Here is a 23,451-nt window from a genome sequence, read left to right as displayed (position 1 = left end):
CGCTAGTAGCGGTACTGGTCAGACTTGTACGGGCCCGCCACGTCCAGGTCCAGGTACTCGGCCTGGTTCTTGGTCAGTTCCGTCAGTTCGACGCCGAGCGCGTCCAGGTGCAGGCGTGCCACCTTCTCGTCCAGGACCTTGGGCAGGACATAGACCTGGTTCGCGTATTCGGGGTCCCCGCCTTCGGCGGCCGGCAACCCGTGCTTGGTGAAGAGCTCGATCTGGGCGATCGTCTGGTTGGCGAACGAGTTCGACATGACGAACGAGGGGTGTCCGGTGGCGTTGCCGAGGTTCAGCAACCGCCCCTCGGAGAGCACGATGATCGAGCGTTCTGCGTCGCTGCCGGAACCGAAGACCCACTCGTGGACCTGCGGCTTGATCTCGACCTTCACGACGCCGTCGACCGCGGCCAGACCGGCCATGTCGATCTCGTTGTCGAAGTGCCCCACGTTGCCGACGATCGCCTTGTTCTTCATCTTCAGCATGTCGGCGGCCATGATGATGTCCTTGCCGCCCGTGGTGGTGATGAAGATGTCGCCCTGGCCGAGGACCGAGTCCAGCCGGGCAACCTGGTAGCCGTCCATCGCCGCCTGCAGCGCGCAGATGGGGTCGATCTCGGTGACGATGACACGGGCGCCCTGGCCTCGCAACGCCTCCGCAGCGCCCTTGCCGACGTCGCCATAGCCGCAGACGACGGCGACCTTGCCGCCGATGAGCACGTCGGTGGCGCGGTTGATCCCGTCCGGCAGCGAATGCCGGATGCCGTATTTGTTGTCGAACTTGGACTTGGTCACGGAGTCGTTGACGTTGATCGCCGGGAACAGCAGCCGGCCGGCCTCAGCCAGCTGGTACAGGCGCATCACGCCGGTGGTGGTCTCCTCGGTGACGCCCTTGATGCGCTCCGCCGCGCGGGTCCACTTCCCGGGGTCGGTGTCCAAGGCGCGGCGCAGCGTGTCCAGGAACAGCGTATATTCGTGCGAGTCCTCGGCGGAGGCGGACGGCACCGCGCCGGCGGCCTCGAACTCGACGCCCTTGTGGAGCAGCATGGTGGCGTCTCCGCCGTCGTCCAGGATCATGTTGGGGCCGAGCTCCGCATTCTCCGCGGCGCCGGGCCACGTCAGGATTTGCTCGGCGGTCCACCAGTAGTCCTCGAGGGACTCGTTCTTCCAGGCGAAGACCGGTACGCCGCGCGGGTCCTCGGGGGTGCCGGTTCCGACGACGGTCGCCGCGGCGGCCTCGTCTTGGGTGGAGAAGATGTTGCAGGAAGCCCAGCGCACCTCTGCGCCGAGGGCGGTCAGCGTCTCGATCAGCACAGCGGTCTGCACCGTCATGTGCAGCGACCCGGCGATGCGGGCCCCCTTGAGCGGCTGAGCGTCCGCGTACTCGCGGCGCAGCGACATCAGACCGGGCATTTCGTGCTCGGCAAGCCGGATCTGGTGCCGCCCGGCCTCGTGGAGGCCGATGTCGGCGATCTTGTAATCAAAGCTCATGTGTGGACTACTCCGGTGTGTCGCTGGGGGCCGCGCCCGGGTGGGGCAGCAGGACGGGGATGCCTTCATCGATCGCGTACCGCACGGGCGCACCCTGCGGACCGCTGGCGACGGAGACGAGTTCGTCGCCCTGCGGGATCAGCCGTGAGCCGGTCTCCGGGCAACGCAGTACAGCCAGTAGCTGCGGGGAAATGTGGGCCATGCGCCCTAGTTTATGGCTTAGCGGGGCTCGCGCAGAACGCGGAGGTGGCCACGGGACGCACCGGCGTCGAGTGGGGCTTCGAGCGCGTCCGGAGTGGTCCTCCGTCCGGCCGTTTCGGATGGGGCCTCGGCCACAGACGATGCGGAGGGCGCGGTCGCGGTCTGCTCCCGCACCGCGTCCGCGAGCGCGGACAGCTCGTCCGGGGCCAGCCGTGGCGTCCCCGGGAGCTCCAGCCGCAGCACACTCCACCCGCGCGGAACCGTGAGGCGACCGGCGTGCGCGGAGCATAGGTCGTAGCAATGCGGTTCGGCATACGTCGCCAGCGGCCCGAGCACGGCGGTGGATTCGGCGTAGACATACGTCAGTGTCGCCACGGCCGATTCTCGGCAAGTCGAGCGCGAACAGAGTCTGATGGATCCCACGAGCAGTAAGCGTACCCGTACCCGGGCCCAATCCGGGGGAGGCCGCGAAGGCGGTTCACGGCGCACCCGAGGTTGGATAGGCTCGGTGCATGCCCCATGGATTCCACATCGATCTGGGCGGAAACGCACCGCGGCGCCCGGACTCCACGGCCCGCGAGTTCGCGCGGCGACGCCGCAACCGCCACGGCCGCGGACTGCGCGGTCAGTTGATGCTTCCGCAGCTGCCCGGGGCGCGGACCCGCTTCGAACGCTTTGAGGATCTGGTGGCCGAGGCCGCCGAGCGCCTCGAGGAGCTGTGGGGGGCGCGCATCGCGGATGTGGCCTTTTCGGTGGAACTCGTCCCCGGGGCCAAGGCCCTGCGGCGGGCCGAGGCTTCCGGCCGGGGCGTTCCGCTCGGAACGACGCGCGGGGCCTCGCCGCGCCGGGCCGCCAGCATCGTGGTCTACCGGCGTCCGGTCGAGCAGTTGGTGGACCATCCCGTCGAGCTTCCGGAAGCCGTGCACGACGTCGTGGTCGAACTCGTGGCCGAATTGCTGGCGATGGCCCCGGAAGATGTGGACCCGACCTACGGCAGGTGGCCGCGCGGGCCCAAATAGGGCCCCGGCACGGACTCTCCGGAGCGCGATAAGGTTTCCCTCATATCGGATGTCGACCTAATACCGGATGTCGACGGAGACGTTCCTCCGACCCTCCGTTGCCGGCGGAATCCCCATCGTCGATATCCCGGCCGTGCCGAGCGTCATGATCTGCGCGCCGTAGACGGGTTCGCCGGACGCGCCGACGATGACGGCCACGACGTCGTCACCGAGGTCCTTGATGCCGATTCCCGAAGTGGTTCCCGCGGTCGGTTCGACCATCCGTTCATCGCCGATCGAACCGTCCGCCGCGACCGGTCGAAGCGAGACCGCCGAGTCACCGCCGATGGAGCCGAAGGAGAGGCGGGCGTTGCCGTGTTCCGGCACCACCACCAGGTGTTGGTTCCCGAGGCGCCCGGCCGCCGCGCTCCACGCGACATCCACGGGCTTCCCCTTGTCCGCGCCCCGGACCACGCGCGCGCCGGCCGCGATGGGCTGGTCCGCCTCGACGACGATCGTGTAGTCCCCCGCCGGCAGCGAGTCCAGCGGGATCCGTGCCGTGCCGCCTCCCGCCGCGGTGTGCACCCCGTTGTCAGGCAGGGTCGCCTCGCCGGAGTCGCCGTACGCCCGGACCTTGAGGCCGGCATTCTGGCCGCCGGGCACGGCCACTTCGAGTTCCGGCGTGGCGTCCGCATAGCCCTCCTGCGACGAGACGTCGCCGGTGTCCTTCCGGTCTTGGATGGCGACTCCGGGCACCACCTGTGTCTGGCCCGCCCGACCGGAGGGTTCAATGTAATCGACGCCGCCGGCAGTGAGCCCCCTGAGGACGCTCTGCTGCACGACGGCAGTGACGGGCGCGCCAGTCGCGGACACGCGCACTGAAACCGCGGGATCGTCGGGCACAAGTCCGCCGAGCACAATGGTGCGCGACTCGCCCGGGGCCAGCACGAGGTCGCGCGTGTTGCCCGCTTCGACGCGTCCCTTCGAGGACAAGAGCTCGAGGTCGACGCTCGAACTGTTGACCGACGGATTCGACAGGACCAGCAACGCGGTCCGGCCGACCTCCGTAGAGGCACCCACGAGCCACTGGTCGTTCGCCGGACTTTGGCACCGCGACGCCGCCAGGCCCTTGAGATCGCCGTCGGAGGCCCGGTAGCTGCGGACCATTCCCGCGACCGATTTGAGGTTGCCGAGGGGCTGCGCACGCAGGATGGTCGCGCCCGTTGCGGGCAGACCGGACTCGGTCGAGGCCGATTGCCCGGACAACCCGTCCTCCCCCGATGTGGCTTCGCGCCCCGCTTCCTCCTCGGACAGTCGCGGGGAGATCTCGCGCAGCGTCTCGCCCTCGGCGTTCAGGATCGACGCACCGGGAGCGCGGTCCGCGGCGTCGCTGAGCACGGTGGCCCTGACCGAGGTCCGCGCCGACTCCGAATCCGGCGCGAAGTCGGGGTCGGTGCCCTGACCCGCGGCTCCCTCGACGAGCCGGACCGACGGCGGACACTCCGCCACATAGTCGCCGGCGGGAACCGTTGCCGCCGGAATGCCGATTTCGCGCGGTTGCACCGCCGGCGCGTTGATCGATCCCGCGGCCACGCCGGCCGTGAGGACCAGCAGTGCGGCTCCGATCCCGGCGGCCGGCAGCCGGCGTGCCCGGGCACGGGCCGCGCCCTGGGGTGTGGGGCTCATCGTGTCGTCTCCAGATCGGTGGCCTGCCCGCGCGCGGGCTCGGCCGTGGGTTCGGCAGCGGGCTCGTGAGCGGCCGCGGCGGTTTCACCGGTGCGGTATTCCCCGTGCCGCCGCTGACCGGACCGGCGCCGCTGGGGAATCGGCAGGGCCAGAAGCAACGCGCTGCCGAAAACCACGCCCTGCAGGAGCGCCACCGGCAGCGCCCACGGATTGACGTACCGGACATCCAGCACGCCGGCGCCCTGCGGCAGTTCGAAGGCCTGCGCCCATCCGACGGCGGTCGGGGTCAGGGGGCGCCCGTCGAGTGTCGCTCTCCAGCCCTGGTCCGCCCGCTCGGCGAGGACCACCATACGGCCGGCGCCGCCGTTCGGGATGCGTTCGTCCTCGACGCGGGCGTCCCGGGACGGAACGAGCCCGGTCGTTGCGCCGTCGGCGTCCACCAGGCGGACGCGGCCCGTGAAGTCGGCCGGGTTGTCCGAACCGGCCAGTGCGGAATTGGCCTGCACGCGCCACAGCCATCCGGAACCGGTCCGGCCGACGGGCGCGAGGCCCGGCACGGAATCGAGCTGGCCTGCGAGGACGTCCGATGCGGTGTCCGTCTGCTGCAGAACCACGAACGCGACGCCGAGCTCCTGCAGTTCCGCCCGGGGATCGATGGACTGTCCGGACATCAGCGACGCGACGGTGGAGCGTACCGCGGCGGTGGCGTCGTCGTCGGCCGTCGGATCCGGCGCCAACGGGTCACCATGAAGCCTGGCTGCCAAGGCGACGCCCGAAAGCTCGTCGAGCGTCGTACCTGTCCCGCCCATCAAGGTGGCGGACACGCCGCCGTCGTCCGCCCGCGAAACAACCAGTGTGCGGTCCTCGTAGCGTCCCGTCCCGCGGTCGGCGGCGGTGGCCGGCAACGTCCTCTCGGAGGCCGGAACCACTTGCTGGGCAGCGCCGAAATCGGCGGGCGGCACGTCCTGGCTCCCTGCGGCAGGTACCGGCGGCGCAGGCGACACGCGGGGGGCCAGCCAGAGCGAACCCGCCACCGCACACGACGCCGTCAGGAGCACGACGGCGACGGCGAAGCCACTCCGCGCCGCGCCGAACCGCGGGCCCCCGCCCGCTCGTCCCTCACGCAGGGCGTCGTAGCCCACGGCGGCGGCAAGCAGGATGCCGAAGCCGAACAGCGAAACGAAGGGGCCCGTGAAGGCGGTGGTCGTGACGCCGCCGGCCAGCGTGGCGGGCGCGAGTTGGGCCAGGAACGCAACGGCGAGGCCGGCGAGGCCGGCGAACCAAGCGGTCCTGGCGATCCATCCGATGCGGCCGATGCGAAAGAGGCCGACGGCGGCGAGGAGCACCAGCGGCGCGCCCACCAACGCCGCCGCGATGCCGGCCCACGGGAGCTGTGCCCACGCGGTGGCACCCACGAGTCCGGCCACGGGGGCCGCGGCGTCGAACACGATCGGGAACCCCAATGCCTGTTGCCACAACGGGGCGGGGGAAAAAGCCATGGGCACGCCCGGGTCCACGAGAAGGAGTCGCGGGTTGGCCAGCGCGCCCGCCAGGGTGGGCGCCGCCAAAGCAAGGGACGGCACGGGGATCCACCAGAGCGTCTTCGCCCCGCGGCCCAAGGTCAGGGCCAGCACGAGCGTGGCGACGAGAGCCACCGGGAGGAGCAACGGAGCGGCAGCCGTGCAGGCGGCGAGGGCCAGTGCTGATCCGGCGGCGGCGGTCCAGGAGGCGACGCCGTTGACACCGGGACGCCGCGGCATGGACGCGGCCTTCGGTCCGGCCTCGGGCCGGTGCCGCGACCGGGCTGCCCCGACGCTGCGTATGGCGCCGAGGACAACGAGCGGCAGCAGCACGTGAACGACGATCGCCCCGGGACGGCCCGAGCCGAGCGCCACCTGCAACGAGGGCGAAAGCCCCCACGCGGTGGCGCCGAGCAGTCGGCCGGAGCGGCTTGCGGTGACCGCGCCCAGGCTGATCCACGCGAAGAAGGCAGCGAGCGGCATGGCCGCGAGAACCAGGACGACTGCCGCCGCATTGGCATGTCCGAGGCCCAGCATCGACAACATCCAGAGGACGGCGTCGAACGGATCCCCGTGCCCTGCATGACCGGACCCCAGCGACTGCCACCAGCCGGTGGCGTTGGACCAGATGTCCCCGGCCCCCGCGGAGAGGGGCAGCAGGGACCCACCGGCCAGGGCGGGAGCCCCCACGAGGGCGCGCAACCCGATGAGGGAAACAGCGAGTGTGGCACCGACGGCCAGGACCGCACCGACTCCGGCGCTGGTCCGTTGCGGGGCGGCGAGCGCGGCGAAGTCGTCGTTGTTGTCCCCCGAGGGGTTGGAAGCCTGCGATGTGGAACCCGAACCGTCGCCGTGGACGCGACCGGATTCCAGACCCTCCAACAGGTGCCGCCGATGGGACCGGACCTCCTTGTAGGGAACCAGCAAGGGGTGGACCATCTTGCGGGGCACCGTGCGGGTGCGGCTCGCCGCCCGCCGGGACTTCGCCAGTCGCACCGGGCGCAGGACGCCGCCCAGCGAGGCTCCCAGTTGCCCGACGGCGTAGCCGGGATCCTTGGCGACCAAATGGGACACGAAGCCGAGGACTCCGCCGAGCACCACGCCGAATGTCACGAACGGCAGTTTCCACAGCGGGGCGTGCTTGAGTCTGAGGTGGACCTCGGCGCGGCGGGCGGCGACCGGGCCCGCCACGGAGCGGACCGTGTCCGCGGCATGGAACATCCGCGCGCGCGGGACCACCACCACCCGGTGACCGGCCAACCGGTTCCGCCAACAGAGGTCCAGATCGTCCCCGATGCCCGGGAGCGCCTCGTCGAAACCCTCCAGGTGTTCCCACGCGTCGCGGCGAACCAGCATCCCGGCGGAATTCACGGCGAAGCTGTCCGTCTTGCGGTCGTGTTGTCCCTGGTCGAGTTCGTCGACATCGATCATCGCGAGGCGTTCACCCCAGCGACTGATGCTCAGGCCGATGTCGAGCAGGCGTCGCGGGGCGTCGCGGTCGAGCTGCTTGCATCCGGCGATGGTCACCGACGGCGCGGTCTCAACGGCCGCCAACAAGCGCTCAAGCGCGTCCTCGGCCGGCGCCGAGTCATCGTGTATCAGCCAGATCCAGTCCTGCGTGGCGGCGGCGGCGGGTGGAAGCCGACCGTCGAGGCCCACACGGACCGAGTGGCCGAATCCGCGGGCGGACGTTTCCGCAAGGGGGGTTCCCGGGGGCAGTCCATCCCGCAGCAGACCGATCGAACCGTCGCTCGAGGAGGCGTCCACGCCGATGTAGCGGTCCACCGGCCGCGTCTGGTGGGTGAGTGCCTGGAGAGTCCGGGGAAGAAAGCGGGCACCGTCGCGGGCAACGACGACGGCGGTGACGCGGACGTGCGAGTGAATCAGACCGCTCGCTTCCTCAGCCTGCGGCGCTCGCGCTCGGACAGGCCACCCCAGATGCCGAAACGCTCGTCGTTGGACAGCGCGTATTCGAGGCATTCCGCCCGGACGTTGCACGCACCGCACACCTTCTTGGCGTCGCGCGTGGATCCACCCTTTTCGGGGAAGAAGGCCTCGGGGTCGGTTTGGGCGCACAAGGCCTCGGTCTGCCACCCCAGCTCGCCTTCGTCCTCCGCGCCGGGGAACCCGGGCATGCCGATCCACAGCTGCTGTGCGGGTCGGGCCTCGGTGACCGTCCGCTCCAGCGGAAGCTCGCGAACCGGAGGCGCGGCCAGCGCGCTCGGTTCCGCCATTCCGGATTCATGCGCCGCGAGGAACGCCGTGGCCTGGTCCTCGATGCTTTGGGCCGCGTCGGCGCGGAACCTTTCCGCGGCGGAGTCGTCCGCGGGATCGAGGAACCAATCCGCGGGCACGCCGCGGGCACCGTACTTCTTCGAGGCTTGGGCCGCCGTCGAAGTGTGTTCGTGAATCCGCTCTACATTCCCCATGGATCTGAGCCCTTCCGCTGGTTGGCTGACATTGAAACGGCCACACCGCGCCCCACTCGCTCCTCGGCCACTGGCCGTGCGGGGAGGTCCGGTGCGAAGACTCGGGTCCGGGAGTGGACTTAAGCCGGTTCGCACTCTAATTACACTGGTGTAACTCCCGGCGCGTCAAGTGGAGGCGGTGATTCTATAGAAACGCACGGGCGGAAACACGTCACGCCACGCCCGGCTTTTTTCGGTTCGGCCCGGCGTGTCACGATTACCGCGGATTCACAGGTATTTACCAGACTACTCAGGAGCGCCCCATGGCCACCGATGCCAATTCGTTAAACTTTACGGACAACCTGCTCTCGCCTTTCCGCACATCCACCTCCCCCCTGCTGGTGTGGCACTCCGCCGACGGGGAGCGCGTGGAACTCAGCGGCCGGGTGTTCGACAACTGGGTCGCCAAGACCGCCAACCTGCTCGTGGAGGAGCTTGACGCCGGGCCGGGAACCGTGGTCGCGCTACGGCTGCCCGCGCACTGGAAGTCCTTGGCACTGGCCCTCGCCGCGCTGCACACCGGCGCCGAACTCCAGGTGGCGCCATTGACAGGGTCCGGCGCGGTGGACATCGTTGTTTCCGACGACCCCGTCGGCGCCGCTCGCGAACACCCCGGCGCGGCCGTGGTCGGCGTGGCTCTCGGGATGCTGGACCTGGCGTTCCGGGGACCGGTCCAGGACGGGATGGTCGACTACGCGGCGGAGGTGCGGGCCTTCGGCGACTATTTCCTGCCCGATCCGGTCGCGGGCAGCGAGCCCGCGCTGCGCGATGCGTCCGGCTCGACGACCTACGCGGAGATCTTCGCGGCCCGGAACCCCGGCGGCACGGCGCTGCTGCGGGCCGACGTCGGACTGGGTGCCGCGCTGCGGGAAGCCGTCGCGCTGTGGGCATCCGGAGTCGCGCTGGTCCTGCTGGGCGACGGGGTGGAGCCGACCGAGCGGCTCCGGGAGTCGGAGCGCGTGGCACGGGTGCTCGGATCCTGAGGCCCCGGGCGATCCCGGGACATGGTGATGCGCGGTGTCCGTTGGCGCGGGTCAGGCCGGAGGGGCCTGCCGCGCCGCGGGTGCCGCCGACTGGGCGGGAGAACTGCCCTGGCGACGCGGTGTATCCGCGGCCGTCTCGGCGAAGGGCGCCTCCGCTCCGGCGTCGTGGTGCACCGGATGGAGGATTTCGTGGTCGTGCTCGAAGGCGGGCTCCGCATCGAGCTCCTCGGTGAAGACCCAGAAGCGGTACGCGAAGAAGCGGAAGATCGTGCCGAGGACGAGCCCCACCACGGAGCCGGCGATGAACAGGCTGGTCTGGTCGGCCAGGCCCAGCCAGTACTTGGTGACCCAGACGCAGGCGGCGGCGATGAACAGGCCAATCCCGTTCATGAGGAGGAACATCGCGAGTTCGCGGACCACGGAGGCGCGGCGGCGGTGCCGGAAGGTCCAGAAGCGGTTGGCCACCCAGGAGAACATGGTGGCCACCACGCCGCCGACGATCTTCGCCTTGACCTCGGAGCCCTCGAGCGGACCGTTCATCATCCACAGGAAGACGGCCGTGTCGATGACGAACGCGATACCGCCCACGACGCCGAATTTCATGACCTCGCGCCACAGTAGCGAGAACAATCCGCTGGCTTTTTCCAACAACCCCTTGAGCATGACCCTCCACTGGCCGAAGACCTCTTAGGCGGCGCCGGAACGGACGCACTGCCTTGATTGGCGCCCGGCTTCGGCACGCCACCGACCCTCAATGATAGGCGCGCCCCCTGTGTGTTTCCTCAGGGATGCCCCCGCACGGGTGCACCGGCAACACCGGAACCGCCCCGGTTCGGTACGCTGTGCTGGTGAAGTTTCCTGTGATTGGCGTGGTCGGCGGCGGCCAACTCGCCCGAATGATGGCGCCCGAAGCGGTCAACCTCGGCCTCGAACTGCGGATCCTGGCCGAGGCGCCGGATGTCTCCGCGGTGGCCGCCGTGCCCCTGGCGCCGGTGGGCGACTACCGCGACCTGGCGACCCTGCGCCGCTTCGCGGAGGGTGTCGACGTGTTGACGTTCGACCACGAGCACGTCCCCAACGAGCACCTCCACGCCCTGATCGCCGACGGGGTCAACGTACAGCCCCGCCCCGCCGCGCTGATCCACGCGCAGGACAAGCTGGTGATGCGCGAGGCGATCGCGGGGCTCGGGCTCCCCAATCCACAGTGGGCCGCCGTGGAGTCTGTCGCCGATTTGGTGGCGTTCGGCGACCGGATCGGATGGCCGGTGGTGCTCAAGACGCCGCGGGGCGGCTACGACGGCAAGGGAGTGCGCATCGTCGACGACGCCGGCGCCGCGGCGGACTGCGCCGACTGGTTCGCTTCCGGTACCCTCCTGGTCGAGGAGAAGGTGGCTTTCGCCCGCGAATTGTCCGCGCTGGTCGCGCGCACCCCGGGAGGCGAGGCGCGCGCCTGGCCCATCGTCCACACCATCCAGGTCGATGGAGTCTGCGACGAGGTCATTGCGCCCGCCCCCGGCCTGGATCCGGCCGCGGCCGCGGCCGCGCGCGACGCCGCGCTGCGCATCGCGGAGGCCTTCGGCGTGACCGGAGTCATGGCTGCGGAGCTGTTCGAAACACCGGGGGTTGGCGTCGGGTTCGTCATCAACGAACTGGCCATGCGGCCGCACAACACCGGGCACTGGACCATGAACGGGTCCGTCACCAGCCAGTTCGAGCAACACCTGCGGGCCGTGTTGGATCTGCCGCTCGGAGACACGTCCGCGCTGGCGGAGGTGACCGTCATGAAGAATTATCTGGGCGGCGCCAACCAGGATCCGTTTACCGCGTTCGCGGCCGCCATGGAGGCGGAGCCACGCGCCAAGATCCACTCCTACGGCAAATCCGTGCGTCCCGGACGTAAGATCGGGCACGTCAATGTTGTCGGAACGCGGGGGGAATCCCCCGAATCCGTCCGCCGGAGCGCGGAACGTGTGGCCGCCATGATCCGCGACGGTGAACCGCGCGCCCAGCCAACGAAGGAGCCCGGTAGATGAGCAACGCAAGGCCGGTTGTCGGCGTCGTCATGGGGTCCGATTCGGATTGGCCCGTCATGCGGCTGGCCGCCGAGGCGCTGCGGGAATTCGGCATTCCGTTCGAGGCCGACGTGGTGTCCGCCCACCGCATGCCGGAGGACATGATCGCGTACGGCAAACAGGCCCACGCCCGTGGTGTCCGTGTCATCATCGCCGGCGCCGGAGGTGCCGCGCACCTGCCTGGAATGCTCGCCTCGGTGACGCCGCTTCCCGTGATCGGCGTCCCCGTGCCGCTGAAGACCCTGGACGGCATGGACTCGTTGCTGTCGATCGTGCAAATGCCCGCCGGTGTGCCCGTCGCCACGGTGTCCATCGGCGGCGCACGCAACGCCGGGCTGCTCGCCGCGCGCATCCTCGCCGCCGGCGAGGACGAGGAGGCCGGACGCCTCCGGGTCCTCCTTCTCGACTTCGCGGACGGACTGCGCCAGACGGCCGCCGACAAGGGCGCGGCCCTCCGGCGAACCGTCGCCGACGAGAACGCCAACGGCTAGTCGCCAATGAACCCGCGAGCGCAACGGCAAACAGACCCCATCCGCAATCCCGAGGGAGCGTCGGCACGGACGCGCAGCAAGCGCGCCCTGTTCCTGCTGCTGCTGACCGTCTTCATTCCCGGCGGGGCGCAGGTCGTCGCGGGCAACCGCTCCCTGGGCCGGAAGGCACTCGCTGTGACCCTGGCCTGTTGGTTCGCCATCCTGCTGGTCATCGCGGTTGGAGTCGTGAACCGCGGCCTCGTCATTCAGATCCTCGCGCGCCCGCAGGCCCAACTGGTTCTGGCCTTCGCGTTGGTCCTCTTGGCCGTCGGCTGGCTGATCCTGTTCGTGAACACCCTGCGCATCATCCGTCCCGGCCTTCTCTCCCCCGGGATGAAGGGCATCATCGCCGCGGTCACCGCCGTTCTCGTCGTGGCCACCAGCGGTGCCCTCGGCTACGGCGCGTACGTCTTGAACACCGGGCGGGGAACCATCGAGAACGTTTTCACTGCCGGTCCCGCCTTCGACCCCGTCGACGGCCGCTACAACATCCTCCTCATGGGCGGGGATGCCGGCGCCAACCGCGTGGGGCTGCGCCCGGACAGCATCTCGCTAGTCAGCATCGACGCGAAAACGGGGCAGACGGCCGTCATTTCCGTCCCGCGTAATTTTCAGAACGCCCAGTTCCCCGCTTCCTCCCCGATGAGCGAGGTCTTCCCCGACGGCTTCGACTGCGGCGACGAATGCATCATCAATGCCCTCTATCCCACCGTCGAAAACGACTACGCGGACCTCTACCCGGGCGCGGCCAACCCGGGCGCCGAGGCCATGATGGACGCCATCGAGGGCTCGACCGGAGTGGAGGTCCAGGCCTATGTGCTGATCGACATGGCAGGTTTCGAGGAGTTCATCGACGCCATGGGCGGAGTGACGCTGGACTCGGGCGGCTGGGTTCCCTACCGCGGGCCGCAGCGGTCCGACTCCCCCATCCGCACCCGCTGGTTCCCGCCGGGCGAGATCAACCTCAGCGGCGCCGACGCGCTGTGGTACGCACGTTCCAGGTATTTCACGACCGACTACCACCGCATTCGCCGCCAGCAGTGCATGCAGCAGGCGATGATCAGCCAGTTCAACCCCCAGACGGTGCTCACCCGGTTCTCCGGAATCATGTCCGCGGGCGAGCGCCTGCTGGAGACCGACATTCCGCAGGACCAGCTGGGAAGCTTCATCAACCTGGCGGACAAGTCCAGGAAGTCCCCGACGGCCCGTCTCACCCTCGGCGCGCCGGACTTCGGCACCAGTTCGGACCGTTTCTCCACGTTCCCCGATTTCGGCCAAATCCACACGCGGGTCGACGAACTGCTCCTCGAGGCCTCCGCGGATGCCCCCGAACCCAGCAGCGCCGCGCCGGCCACCGGGTCCGGCGGATCTGATTCCGGCGCATCCGATTCGCCCGCCAAGTCCCCGGACCGCGAATCCGCCGACGCTGCCTCCACCGCCGTCGCGACAGCCGCGTCGACCGCCGCCCCGGCGAAGTCCTCGTCGTCCGAGACCATCGAGTCCGGCGCGGGCGACGATGTTCCCACCACGCAGCCGGACGGTTCCCCGATCACCGAGGAATACCTGATCCAGCTGGAACTGAACGGGCAGACCGACCTGCTCTCCCGGATCGCATCCAACAACAACGAGTGTTCAGCGCCCTAGGAGCAGCATGCACCGTCTCGAGAATTCGATCCGCGACTATCCGTGGGGGTCCACCACCATGCTGCCCGGGCTTCTGGGCACCGTTCCCGACGGCAGGCCGCAGGCGGAGCTGTGGATCGGTGCCCACCCGGATTCCCCCTCGGTGGTCCGGTTGCCGGACGGCTCGGGGGTCCCGCTCGATGCCCTGGTGGCCGCGGACCCCGGGGGCACCCTCGGCGCCGCCGCCGCCCAGCGCTTCGGTGGGCTTCCTTTCCTGACCAAGCTGTTGGCGGCGGACGAGCCGCTGTCCCTGCAGGTCCACCCCACACTCGAGCGTGCCCGGTTGGGCTTCGCGGCCGAGGACGCCGCGGGTGTCCCGCGCGGCGCCGCGCACAGGAACTACAGGGACGACAACCACAAGCCGGAGATGATCTACGCCCTGACGCCCTTCACGGCGCTGAGCGGCTTCCGCGACCCCGGGGAGTCCGCGGCCCTCTTCCGCTCCCTTGCCACGGCCATCGGTTCCGGCTCCGCGGCCGGCACGGCGGCCCTGTCGGCAACCGGCGCCGCGGAGCGCACCGCCGCGCTCCTCTACGGCGGCGACTTGCGCGCCGCCTTCACGCACCTGCTCGACGCCGGTCCCGACGTCGTTGCGCTCGTGGGGCAGGCGGCCGCTGCCGTGTCCGCGAATCCGGCCCTGGGCGACGACGCCGGCCTCGCCGAACTGCCGTCGCTGGCCGAACACCACCCCGGCGACCCGGGCGTCCTGGTATCGCTGATGCTGAACCACGTCACGCTTGATCCCGGCCAGGCGGTGTATCTGCCGGCGGGGAACGTCCACGCCTACCTCCGCGGACTCGGCGTCGAGGTCATGGCCAGTTCGGACAACGTCCTGCGCGGCGGCCTCACCGGCAAGCACGTGGACCTGCCCGAGTTGCTGGCGACGGTCGACTTCTCCCACCTGCCCGCGCCCTTCCTCGAGCCCGAGACCACCGGCCTGGGCCAAGAGGTCTACCGTCCGCCGTTCGAGGAATTCCAGCTCCAGCGCATCCATCTGCCCGGCGGCGGGCCGGACGCGGCCGGGGGCGCAGGCATGGCCGGGACCGACATTCCGCTGGTGCAGAACGGCCCCGTCGTCGTGCTGTGCGTGGCGGGCGAACTGCTCCTGGACACGCCCAAGGGCGACGAGCGCGTGGGGCGAGGAGAGTCCTTCTTCGTCGGCGCCAACGAGAGTCCCGTGATCGCCAAGAGCCTGGGAACGGAACCGACGCTCGCCTTCGCGGTCACGCTGGCCGAATAGCCGCGCGAAGCCACCACACGACGCCGGCCGGCGTCGTGTGGTGCGGGATCCGCCTAGCGGACGTAGGCCTCCCACTTGCGGGACTGGTGCTCGCCCTCCACGGTGCGGATGGTGCCCGACTTCGAGCGCATCACGATCGACTGGGTGTAGATCCTGTCGTTCTGGTAACGCACGCCCTTGAGCAGATCGCCATCGGTGATGGCCGTCATCGAGAAGTAGCAGTTGTCGCTCGTGACCAGGTCGTTGGTGGTCAGCACGCGATCCAGGTCGTGCCCGGCGTCGATCGCGCGCTGCTTCTCATCGTCGTCGACCGGCCACAGCCGGCCCTGGATGACTCCACCGAGGGCCCGGATGGCGCAGGCGGTGACGATGCCCTCGGGCGTGCCGCCGACGCCCATCAGCACGTCGACGCCCGAGCCTTCACGGGTGGCCGCGATGGCCCCGGCCACGTCGCCGTCCATGATGAACTTCGTGCGTGCGCCGGCCGCGCGGATCTCGGCCACCAGCGGCTTGTGGCGGTCGCGGTCCAGCACGCAGACCGTGACCTGGCTGATCGGCTTGTTCTTCGCCTTGGCGATCAGGTAGAGGTTCTGCTTGACCGGCAGGCGCAGGTCGACGAGCTCGGCCGCCTCCGGGCCCGTGACGAGCTTCTCCATGTAGAACACGGCGGACGGATCGAACATCGATCCGCGCTCGGCCATCGCCAGGACGGCAACGGCGTTGTTGATGCCCAGGGCGGTCAGGCGCGTGCCGTCGATCGGGTCGACGGCGACATCGACCTCAGGACCGCTGCCGTCACCGACGTGCTCGCCGTTGAAGAGCATTGGCGCCTCGTCCTTCTCGCCCTCACCGATGACGACGACGCCGTTGACGGAAACGGTGGAGAGTAGGGAGCGCATGGCGTCGACGGCCGCGCCGTCGGCGGCGTTCTTGTCGCCGAACCCCACATAGGGGCTGGCGGCGATGGCGGCGGCCTCGGTCACACGGACCAGCTCAAGCGCCAGGTTGCGGTCCGGTTCGGCATCGCCGACCGAAAGTCGCGGGGACAGTTGGGAATAGTTCGTGGCTTCTGTCACGGTAGTCCTCGTCTTCGAGTGGATGCTTTGGCCGGTGGACGACCCACTCGATCATATCGTTCGCCGGGACGCGTCCCGCGGGAGCCGTAACATCGGCGACAATGGAGGGGTGACCGAAACGCCCAGCACCTCCCCGCATCCCCCGGCCGGCCCGCCGAAGCCCGTCCTGACCGCCGCGCAGGCGAAGCGCGCGAACCAGTCGCTCAAGGGCATGGTCATCTCCGTCCTGTTGACGGTCGCCGTCGCCGTTCCGGTCATCGCGCTCAATCCCCCGAGCACGGAAAACACGTACAAGCGGGACATCGACGTCGCCGCCGTCGCGGGCCAGGCCGCCGCCGCGGCGGATTTCACGCCGGTCGCGCCGGTCCTGCCCGAGGGCTGGTACCCGAACTTCGCGCGCTGGAACTCCGGCAGCGCCGACGGCATCGACTATTGGGAGGCCGGATTCGTCACTGCGGATGAGGGCTTCGTCTGGCTCCGCCAAACCGGCGACGCCAATCCCACGTGGATCGCCCAGCACACCGAGAACGCGCCGGTGACCGGCGTCCGCGGCGTCGACGGCGTCGACTGGGAACTGCGCGACAGGGAGGGCAAGCGCACGCTCGTCCGCGAGGTGGCCGGCTCCACGGTGATGATCACCGCGGAATCCTCCTGGGAGGAGCTCGACGCGGCCGCCCGAGCCGTCACAAAGGGTCTCGCGGAGGCTCCGAAGGATTAGCCGCCGCGCCGTACCGCCGTCGGCGCGCTAGTCTTTTGCCATGCCTGACGCCGCTTCCCCCGTTGTCCCCGAGTCCCTCACGCCCGCCGATGCCTGGCGCCGCCTCCGCGAAGGAAACGACCGCTTCGTCGAGGGAGCGACCGCCCACCCGAACCAGGACGCGCCCCGCCGCCACTCCCTCGTGGCCACACAGCACCCCTTCGCTGTCATCTTCGGCTGTTCCGATTCGCGGTTGGCCGCCGAGATCATCTTCGACGTCGGCCTCGGCGACGTCTTCGTGGTCCGCACCGCCGGGCACGTGATCGACGACGCCGTGTTGGGTTCGCTGGAATACAGCGTGGCGCTGCTGAACGTTCCCCTGATCATCGTCCTCGGGCACGACAACTGCGGCGCGGTCACGGCCACCATGGAGGCCTTCGAATCCGGCGTCATGCCTCCGGGCTTCATCCGCGACCTGGTCGAGCGCATCACCCCTTCGGTGATCACGGCCCACCGCAACGGCATCCACGACGTGAACTCCAACGTCGTGGAGCACGTCCAGCAGACCACCCGGCGCCTGGTCGACTCGTCGAAGGTGATCTCCCAGGCCGTCGACGGCGGCGACACCGCGGTCATCGGCGTGACGTACCGGCTCGCCGAGGGCAAAGCGGAAATGGTCTCCGGCTTCGGATCCCTGTAGCGCCCCCATCGGTGGAGGTCGATCCGGGCCGGGCGTAGGCTGACCCCATGGCCGACTCCACAGACTTCCGCATTGAACACGACACGATGGGCGAGGTCCGGGTTCCGGCCGACGCCCTGTACCGCGCGCAGACGCAACGCGCCGTGGAGAACTTCCCGATTTCCGGCAAGACACTCGAGCGCAAGCACATCGAGGCGCTCGCCCGGGTGAAGAAGGCCGCGGCGCTCGCCAACGCCGAGCTGGGAGTCATCGACTCCGAGTTGGCGAACGCGATCGCCGCCGCGGCGGACCGAGTCGCCACTGGCGAGTTCGACTCGCACTTCCCGATCGACGTCTTCCAAACCGGCTCGGGAACGTCGTCGAACATGAACACCAACGAGGTCCTCGCCGAGCTTGCCAGCCGCGCGCTGGCGGAGGCCGGCAGCGACAAGGTGGTCCACCCCAACGACCACGTCAACGCGTCCCAGTCCTCCAACGACGTCTTCCCGACGTCCGTCCACGTCGCGGCCACATCGGCCCTCCTGGGGGACCTCGTGCCCGCCCTGGAGCATCTCGCCGCGTCGCTCGAGCGCAAGGCGGCGGAATTCCAGGACGTGGTCAAGTCCGGCCGAACGCACCTGATGGACGCCACGCCCGTCACCCTGGGGCAGGAATTCGGCGGCTATGCCGCCCAAGTACGCTACGGCGTCGAACGCATCCACTCCGCGCTGCCGCGCGTTGCCGAGGTGCCACTCGGCGGCACCGCCGTGGGAACGGGCATCAACACCCCGGCGGGCTTTCCTGCCCGCGTGATCGAACTGCTGGCCTCCGACACCGGACTCCCGCTGACGGAGGCGCGGAACCACTTCGAGGCGCAAGCGAACCGTGACGGGCTGGTCGAGGCCTCCGGGCAGCTGCGCACGATCGCCTATTCGTTCATGAAGATCAACAACGACCTCCGCTGGATGGGCTCCGGACCGAATACCGGCCTGGGTGAGATCAACCTGCCGGACCTACAGCCGGGATCCTCGATCATGCCGGGCAAGGTCAACCCCGTCATCTGCGAGGCCGCCATCATGGTGGCCGCGCAGGTCGTCGGGAACGACACGACCATCGCGTTGTCCTCCACGAACGGGGCCTTCGAACTGAACGTCGGGATTCCCGTCATGGCGGCGAACCTGCTGGAGTCCATCCGCCTGTTGGCCAACACGTCGCGTGTGATGGCCGACAAGATGGTCGACGGCATCACGGCCAACGTGGAGCGCGCCCGCTTCCTCGCCGAGGCGAGCCCCTCGATCGTCACTCCGCTCAACAAGTTCATCGGCTACGAGAACGCGGCCAAAATCGCCAAGAAGGCGGTGGCAGAGGGCCTCACGGTCCGCGAGGCCACTCTCGCGCTGGGCTTCGTCGAGCGCGGCGAGCTGACGGAGCAGCAGTTGGTCACGGCCCTGGACGTGACGACCATGACCTCGCCTTAGTCAGGGTGTTTTTTCGTCGTCTCCTGAGGTGAGGTGCACGGCGGCCTCCGGCGTGGCAACGCGGAAGCTGAACGACTGCTCAAGGTACAAGTGGATGTTCCGGGCGTCGTGGTGGCTGTACCCGATGGAGAGATCCTGGCCAGATTCGAACAGGAAGTCCCCGCCGCGAAGGCTCATCACCACGGCGCCGCGGACCCCGGGCGCCCAGACGATCGGCCCCTCCAGGACGCGGCGGAGGTGCTCGGCGAGCAGATACCCCCCGCGTTCCGTGGCCTGCGTCACCGCCGTATAGTGCCCCGGCCCGAGGGCCAGGCCGAACGGCCCCGAGATGCCCTCCCGAAGCAGTTCGGCCACGGCCGTGGCCACGCGTTGGGGGTAGTCGGAGAAGTCCTCCACCCTGGGCACCGTCGCGAGCGTCGTGGCCTGCGTGATGCCGGTGATGTGTGCCTGCCGCCAGCCGTGGAACACTGCGCGGTTCTCGGCGCTCGCGATGAGCACGGCCGCGGCGTCGAGGTTCGACAGGTCAATGTCCGCGGCGCCGCGGTCCGCATCCAGCAATTCGTCGCGGGAGACCGTGAAGTCCACCCGCATTTCCGCAAGCGGAAGCACGCGCCGGCGCCGCGAGAGGAGGCCGTCGCCGTCGGGTGCCGCCAGGGACTCGGTGCGCCCGAGGTTCGTGGCCGAGTAGTCCCATCCGAACGGCCCGGAGAAATCAACGAGTTTCCGGGCACCGAGGGTGGTCGTGAGCCGGTCGCGCGCCTCGTCGTCGAGCAGTTTCCAGCCGGCCTCCGTGATCGGGGCGAGTTCGCGGAGCAGATGGTTTGCGGTCATGACGCGATTCCTTTCAATGAACCGATGCCGAGGGATCCGTGGGGCGGCCCGCCGGCGGGCCGCACATCGGGTCCGCTGGCCGCACCCGCGACCCCCGATCCGGCATCCGGGCCCGCGGCCTCCTCCGCGGCGCGGCCGTTGACGACGATGTCGCCGTCGCGGAGCAGCGTGCCGCGCGCGATCGCTCCCCATTGGGGTTTCGCCCGCAGGAGAAACTCCAGTTCCATGCAAAAATGCTTGAACTCCTCGCCGAGCGAGTCCTCCATGATGGCGCGGGCCGCGGGGTCGGACTCGAGCGAGATCCGCTGCTGGTACCAGCCAATCGCCTCGGCCTCCTCCGTGAGGTTGGCGCACATGCGCGCGAAGGTCCGGGTCTCGGCGGACAGCTCCGCGGGTGGTTCGTGGTACTGCTCGAATCCCATGTTCGCCCCTTCGGTCCGCGCCACCGGAGCATCTCCGCCCGGCGGTAACCTGTGGTGGTCTGCCTGCCGCCAGCCTAGACCCGGGGCACGGGCATCCACCACCGGTTGGGGGCAACCGATCGGGCAGGCGGGCTTCAGCGCAGGAACTCGGCGGCGGCCCCGCCGGAACGCGCCCACATCAAGGCACGCTCGTGTTTTGGCGGTAGCACGGGACGGTCTATGTCATGAAACCACGCCACGTCCGTGTTCTCGTCGTCGTTGACCCGTGCCTCACCCGCCAGGTATCGACACTCAAGGACGATGTCCAGGTACTGGGCGCGGTCGCCGTTGGGATACGTGACCGGGTCCGTCGTGCCGACCCCGGCGAGGCGCACCACCTCGACGTCGACCCCGGTCTCCTCCTGGACCTCGCGCACCGCGGCCGGTGCGGGCTCCTCGCCGGGCTCTAGGATCCCCGCAGGCAGGGTCCACAGCCCGTTGTCGGCCCGGCGGACCAGAAGAACGGCGCCATCCTCGCGGTGCACCACCGCCTTCACGCCGGGAAGCCACAGGGCGGCCGTGCCGATCTGCGCGCGCAGATCGCGGATGAAATCGGGTACTGGCATGTCCTCAGCTTGCCACGTGTCGCGCTTGCCGCACGCCGTTAGCCGGCCACGACGAGCGCAGCCGCCGTGCCGAGGATCATGAAGGGCCCAAACGGAATGGACGACTTCCGGGTCGCCCTCCGGACCGCGATCATGGCCAGACCGAATACCCCGCCCACGACGAACGTGGCCAACGTGGCCAGCAACAGGTGCTCCCACGTGAGGAAGCCCAGGTACATGCCCAGGATGCCGGCCAGTTTCACGTCGCCGAGCCCCATGCCCGCGGGCTGGATGAGGTGCAGCACCAGGTAGAACGCGAAGAGGGCGGCGCCGGCGAGCACCAGGCGCAGGAGCGCGGCCCAGTCCCCCGACACCGCGGAGGCCGCCCCGAGCAGAACCAGCGCCGCCGGGTACCAGGGGAAAACGATCCGGTTCGGAAGCAGGTGGGTCCGCGCGTCGATCCACGCGAGCCGGAGACCGTTGACCACGAACAGCATCAGGGCCAGCGCCAGGAAGACGGCGGCGACGGGTTGGGCGGCGCGCAACTCGCCGAGGGCGTCGATCATGGAACCACGCTACTGCAAACCCGGGCCCGCCACGGCCGCGGAGTCTAGACTGTGGACATGGGGAACCAGCCCGCATCGACGGACAATCGTGGACCGGCCTCGGCGGCTGCGGCGGCGGCTTTCCGGCGTCTGTGCCGGTCCTCGCCGTGGCGGTGGGAAAACCTGCGCTTCGAGGTCGAATGGTTTCCGCCGACGTCCGCCCAAACCGATCCGGTCCCGGTACCCCGCGTCCGCGCCTGGTTGCGCCGCCCCGACGCGCTGCGGGTCGAGGATCCGGAGGGATCGCTCCTGTTCAGCACCACGCGCATCAACGATTCGCGCGACGCGTTCTATGTTTCCGGCAGCCGCAGGTCCTGGCTGCTGCCTCCCCGGCTGACGACGCCGGTCTACGACCACGACGGACTCGTGCGCCGGCGCCCCGAGGCCGCCTACGGGGATCCGGGGTTCGCGGACCCGCGCTGGGCCGCCATGCTCGATCCGGTGGAACTGGCGGGCAACGCCCCGGTGCCGCTGGAGTTCCCTTTCTCCAACGTGGTGGAGATCCATTCCGTCAGCGACGTACTCCAGGGGGACCGGCCCGCCGTCGAGGCCGTGGTCTCCCCCAACGAAACGTTCCGTCCCGCCTCCGCCGGTAGCCCGCTGATCGCGCCCGGCAAGACCCGGGTGCGGATCGACCGGCAGACCGCGGTGTGCGTTCTGGCGGAGGCGCTCGACGGCGACGACGCCGGTCGCGGCCACAGCCTGCGCATCCTGGCCGTGGACGAGTACATGCTCGACGACCTCTTCGTGGAACAGTCGATGCACCTGACCGATGTGCGGGACCACATTCCATGGATCGTCCACCCTGAGCGCGGCAACTAACGCGCCCTCGGCGCCACTGGTTGGGTACGGCACCATCCGGTGTCCCCCGGACCGTGCCGTACCCGACCGTCGGCAGCTACTGCCCCGAGTCCTCGAGCATGTCCGTCACCAGCGCGGCGATCGGAGAGCGCTCGGAGCGGGTCAGCGTGATGTGGCCGAACAACGGGTGGCCCTTCAGCGTTTCAACGACGGCGGCCACCCCGTCGTGCCGACCGACCCGGAGGTTGTCGCGCTGGGCGACGTCGTGGGTGAGCACGACCTTCGAGTTCTGCCCGATCCGGCTCATCACCGTCAGCAGGACGTTCTTCTCCAGCGACTGCGCCTCGTCGACGATCACGAACGAATCGTGGAGGGACCGTCCGCGGATGTGGGTCAGCGGAAGGACCTCCAGCATGCCGCGGTCCACCACCTCGTCCATGACGTTCGGGCTCACCAGGGCGCCGAGCGTGTCGAAGACCGCCTGCGCCCAGGGGTTCATCTTGTCGTTCTCCGAGCCGGGCAGGTACCCGAGTTCCTGGCCGCCCACCGCGTAGAGCGGCCGGAACACCACCACCTTGCGGTGTTCGCGCCGCTCCATCACGGCCTCGAGTCCCGCGCAGAGGGCCAGGGCGGACTTGCCGGTGCCGGCGCGCCCGCCGAGGGAGACGATCCCGACGTCCTTGTCCATCAGCAGGTCGATCGCCAGCCGCTGCTCCGCCGAGCGGCCGTGCAGCCCGAACACGTCGCGATCGCCCTTAACCAGCCGGACGAGGCCGTCGTCCCCGACGCGCCCCAGTGCCGATCCGCGGTTGGAGAGGATCACCAGACCCGTGTTGACCGGCATGTCCTTGGCGTCCTCGATCAGGACCGCCTCGTTCCCGTACAGCGACGCGACATCCTCGTCGACGACGTCGACCTCGGCCATGCCCGTCCAGCCGGAGTCCTTCACCAGTTCGTTGCGGTATTCGTCGGCCTGCAGCCCCATGGCCGACGCCTTGACGCGCATGGGCAGGTCCTTGGACACCACGGTCACGTCCCGGCCCTCGTCGGCGAAGTTCTTGGCGACGGCGAGGATCCGGGAGTCGTTGTCCGTCCCGCGGAAACCGACCGGAAGGACCTCGGTCGAAATGTGGTTCAGTTCGATCCGCAGCGATCCGCCGTCGTCCCCGAGCGGCAGGGCCTTGTCCAGTCCGCCGTGTTGGACGCGCAGCTCGTCCAGGAGCCGCAGCGCCTTGCGCGCGAAGTAGCCGACTTCGGGGTCGTTGCGTTTCTTTTCCAGCTCGGAGATGACCACGATCGGCAGGATGACCTCGTGCTCGGCGAAACGGAGCACGGCGCGCGGGTCCGAGATGAGCACCGACGTGTCCAGCACGTAGGATTTTTCGCCGACGCTTTGGCGTTCGGCCG

At 69.5% G+C, this 23,451-nt stretch carries 23 protein-coding genes; 10 read left to right on the top strand and 13 right to left on the bottom strand.

Annotated elements, in window-relative coordinates; genetic code table 11:
* Positions 1–2: 2 nt before the first annotated feature.
* From ahcY to ACHAAJ_RS08185, 3 genes are read right to left on the bottom strand one after another with little or no spacing between them, the layout of a single operon-like run.
* Positions 3–1,490, bottom strand: a complete 1,488-nt coding sequence (ahcY, locus tag ACHAAJ_RS08195) for an adenosylhomocysteinase (RefSeq protein ID WP_435727587.1) — start codon at positions 1,488–1,490, stop codon at positions 3–5.
* Positions 1,491–1,497: 7 nt separating this feature from the next.
* On the bottom strand, positions 1,498–1,692 hold the full coding sequence (locus tag ACHAAJ_RS08190; protein ID WP_435727586.1) for a Trm112 family protein: 195 nt from the start codon (positions 1,690–1,692) through the stop codon (positions 1,498–1,500).
* A 17-nt stretch (positions 1,693–1,709) separates the two neighbouring features.
* Entirely contained in the window at positions 1,710–2,114 is a 405-nt protein-coding gene (locus ACHAAJ_RS08185) for a DUF3499 domain-containing protein (RefSeq protein ID WP_435727585.1), read from the bottom strand.
* Between the two features lie 89 nt (positions 2,115–2,203).
* Here ACHAAJ_RS08185 and ACHAAJ_RS08180 point away from each other — a divergent pair, with 89 nt between their 5' ends.
* Positions 2,204–2,710, top strand: a complete 507-nt coding sequence (locus ACHAAJ_RS08180) for a metallopeptidase family protein (RefSeq protein ID WP_435727584.1) — start codon at positions 2,204–2,206, stop codon at positions 2,708–2,710.
* 57 nt (positions 2,711–2,767) lie between these two features.
* Here ACHAAJ_RS08180 and ACHAAJ_RS08175 read toward each other — a convergent pair whose 3' ends face one another.
* The 3 genes from ACHAAJ_RS08175 to ACHAAJ_RS08165 are packed head-to-tail and all read right to left on the bottom strand — an operon-like array spanning position 2,768 to position 8,324.
* A complete protein-coding gene (locus tag ACHAAJ_RS08175; protein WP_435727583.1) occupies positions 2,768–4,375 on the bottom strand; it encodes a DUF5719 family protein in 1,608 nt (535 codons plus the stop codon).
* A complete protein-coding gene (locus ACHAAJ_RS08170; RefSeq protein ID WP_435727582.1) occupies positions 4,372–7,875 on the bottom strand; it encodes a glycosyltransferase in 3,504 nt (1,167 codons plus the stop codon). Before ACHAAJ_RS08170 ends, ACHAAJ_RS08175 begins: the two co-directional genes overlap by 4 nt.
* Positions 7,779–8,324: a WhiB family transcriptional regulator gene (locus ACHAAJ_RS08165; RefSeq protein ID WP_435727581.1), complete on the bottom strand. Its 546-nt coding sequence runs from the start codon at positions 8,322–8,324 to the stop codon at positions 7,779–7,781. Before ACHAAJ_RS08165 ends, ACHAAJ_RS08170 begins: the two co-directional genes overlap by 97 nt.
* Positions 8,325–8,626: 302 nt before the next feature.
* On the opposite strand from ACHAAJ_RS08165, the gene ACHAAJ_RS08160 reads away from it, so the two are divergent.
* Positions 8,627–9,346, top strand: coding sequence for a TIGR03089 family protein (locus ACHAAJ_RS08160; RefSeq protein ID WP_435727580.1), 720 nt, complete (start codon positions 8,627–8,629; stop codon positions 9,344–9,346).
* 51 nt (positions 9,347–9,397) lie between these two features.
* On the opposite strand, the gene ACHAAJ_RS08155 is transcribed toward ACHAAJ_RS08160, so the two are convergent.
* Positions 9,398–10,009, bottom strand: coding sequence for a GtrA family protein (locus tag ACHAAJ_RS08155; RefSeq protein WP_435727579.1), 612 nt, complete (start codon positions 10,007–10,009; stop codon positions 9,398–9,400).
* 185 nt (positions 10,010–10,194) lie between these two features.
* Between ACHAAJ_RS08155 and ACHAAJ_RS08150 the strand changes: the two genes are divergently transcribed.
* From ACHAAJ_RS08150 to manA, 4 genes are read left to right on the top strand one after another with little or no spacing between them, the layout of a single operon-like run.
* On the top strand, positions 10,195–11,379 hold the full coding sequence (locus ACHAAJ_RS08150; RefSeq protein WP_435727578.1) for a 5-(carboxyamino)imidazole ribonucleotide synthase: 1,185 nt from the start codon (positions 10,195–10,197) through the stop codon (positions 11,377–11,379).
* Positions 11,376–11,909, top strand: a complete 534-nt coding sequence (gene purE, locus ACHAAJ_RS08145; RefSeq protein ID WP_435727577.1) for a 5-(carboxyamino)imidazole ribonucleotide mutase — start codon at positions 11,376–11,378, stop codon at positions 11,907–11,909. Before ACHAAJ_RS08150 ends, purE begins: the two co-directional genes overlap by 4 nt.
* A 6-nt stretch (positions 11,910–11,915) precedes the next feature.
* A complete protein-coding gene (locus tag ACHAAJ_RS08140) occupies positions 11,916–13,592 on the top strand; it encodes an LCP family protein (RefSeq protein WP_435727576.1) in 1,677 nt (558 codons plus the stop codon).
* A 7-nt stretch (positions 13,593–13,599) separates the two neighbouring features.
* The gene (gene manA, locus ACHAAJ_RS08135; RefSeq protein ID WP_435727575.1) at positions 13,600–14,871 is read left to right on the top strand and encodes a mannose-6-phosphate isomerase, class I; all 1,272 of its coding nucleotides are present in this window, start codon (positions 13,600–13,602) and stop codon (positions 14,869–14,871) included.
* Between the two features lie 53 nt (positions 14,872–14,924).
* Here the strand turns inward: manA and glpX are convergent, their stop codons facing one another.
* Positions 14,925–15,947: a class II fructose-bisphosphatase gene (gene glpX, locus ACHAAJ_RS08130; RefSeq protein ID WP_435727574.1), complete on the bottom strand. Its 1,023-nt coding sequence runs from the start codon at positions 15,945–15,947 to the stop codon at positions 14,925–14,927.
* A 109-nt stretch (positions 15,948–16,056) separates the two neighbouring features.
* On the opposite strand from glpX, the gene ACHAAJ_RS08125 reads away from it, so the two are divergent.
* From ACHAAJ_RS08125 to ACHAAJ_RS08115, 3 genes are read left to right on the top strand one after another with little or no spacing between them, the layout of a single operon-like run.
* A complete protein-coding gene (locus tag ACHAAJ_RS08125; RefSeq protein ID WP_435727573.1) occupies positions 16,057–16,665 on the top strand; it encodes a DUF4245 domain-containing protein in 609 nt (202 codons plus the stop codon).
* Positions 16,666–16,705: 40 nt separating this feature from the next.
* Entirely contained in the window at positions 16,706–17,344 is a 639-nt protein-coding gene (locus ACHAAJ_RS08120; protein ID WP_435727572.1) for a carbonic anhydrase, read from the top strand.
* A 47-nt stretch (positions 17,345–17,391) separates the two neighbouring features.
* Positions 17,392–18,801, top strand: a complete 1,410-nt coding sequence (locus ACHAAJ_RS08115; RefSeq protein WP_435727571.1) for a class II fumarate hydratase — start codon at positions 17,392–17,394, stop codon at positions 18,799–18,801.
* Here ACHAAJ_RS08115 and ACHAAJ_RS08110 read toward each other — a convergent pair whose 3' ends face one another.
* From ACHAAJ_RS08110 to ACHAAJ_RS08095, 4 genes are all read right to left on the bottom strand, one after another.
* Positions 18,802–19,632, bottom strand: coding sequence for a family 1 encapsulin nanocompartment shell protein (locus ACHAAJ_RS08110; protein ID WP_435727570.1), 831 nt, complete (start codon positions 19,630–19,632; stop codon positions 18,802–18,804). It lies immediately after the preceding gene.
* Positions 19,629–20,054 carry a ferritin family protein gene (locus tag ACHAAJ_RS08105; RefSeq protein WP_435727569.1) on the bottom strand — a complete coding sequence of 142 codons (426 nt, stop codon included), beginning with the start codon at positions 20,052–20,054 and terminating at the stop codon, positions 19,629–19,631. Before ACHAAJ_RS08105 ends, ACHAAJ_RS08110 begins: the two co-directional genes overlap by 4 nt.
* Positions 20,055–20,188: 134 nt before the next feature.
* Positions 20,189–20,659: an NUDIX hydrolase gene (locus ACHAAJ_RS08100; protein WP_435727568.1), complete on the bottom strand. Its 471-nt coding sequence runs from the start codon at positions 20,657–20,659 to the stop codon at positions 20,189–20,191.
* Positions 20,660–20,697: 38 nt separating this feature from the next.
* Positions 20,698–21,204, bottom strand: a complete 507-nt coding sequence (locus ACHAAJ_RS08095) for a prepilin peptidase (RefSeq protein ID WP_435727567.1) — start codon at positions 21,202–21,204, stop codon at positions 20,698–20,700.
* Positions 21,205–21,261: 57 nt separating this feature from the next.
* Here ACHAAJ_RS08095 and ACHAAJ_RS08090 point away from each other — a divergent pair, with 57 nt between their 5' ends.
* Complete coding sequence (locus ACHAAJ_RS08090; RefSeq protein ID WP_435727566.1) at positions 21,262–22,065, top strand: hypothetical protein; 804 nt, start codon at positions 21,262–21,264, stop codon at positions 22,063–22,065.
* 76 nt (positions 22,066–22,141) lie between these two features.
* Here ACHAAJ_RS08090 and phoH2 read toward each other — a convergent pair whose 3' ends face one another.
* Complete coding sequence (gene phoH2, locus ACHAAJ_RS08085) at positions 22,142–23,416, bottom strand: RNA 5'-3' helicase PhoH2 (protein ID WP_435727614.1); 1,275 nt, start codon at positions 23,414–23,416, stop codon at positions 22,142–22,144.
* Positions 23,417–23,451 lie beyond the last annotated feature (35 nt).

Source organism: Arthrobacter arnarulunnguaqae (assembly GCF_051262515.1).
Lineage (GTDB): Bacteria > Actinomycetota > Actinomycetes > Actinomycetales > Micrococcaceae > Arthrobacter_N.
The sequence above is the reverse complement of the archived record's forward strand: the minus strand, read 5'-3'. Positions and strand labels throughout refer to the sequence as shown.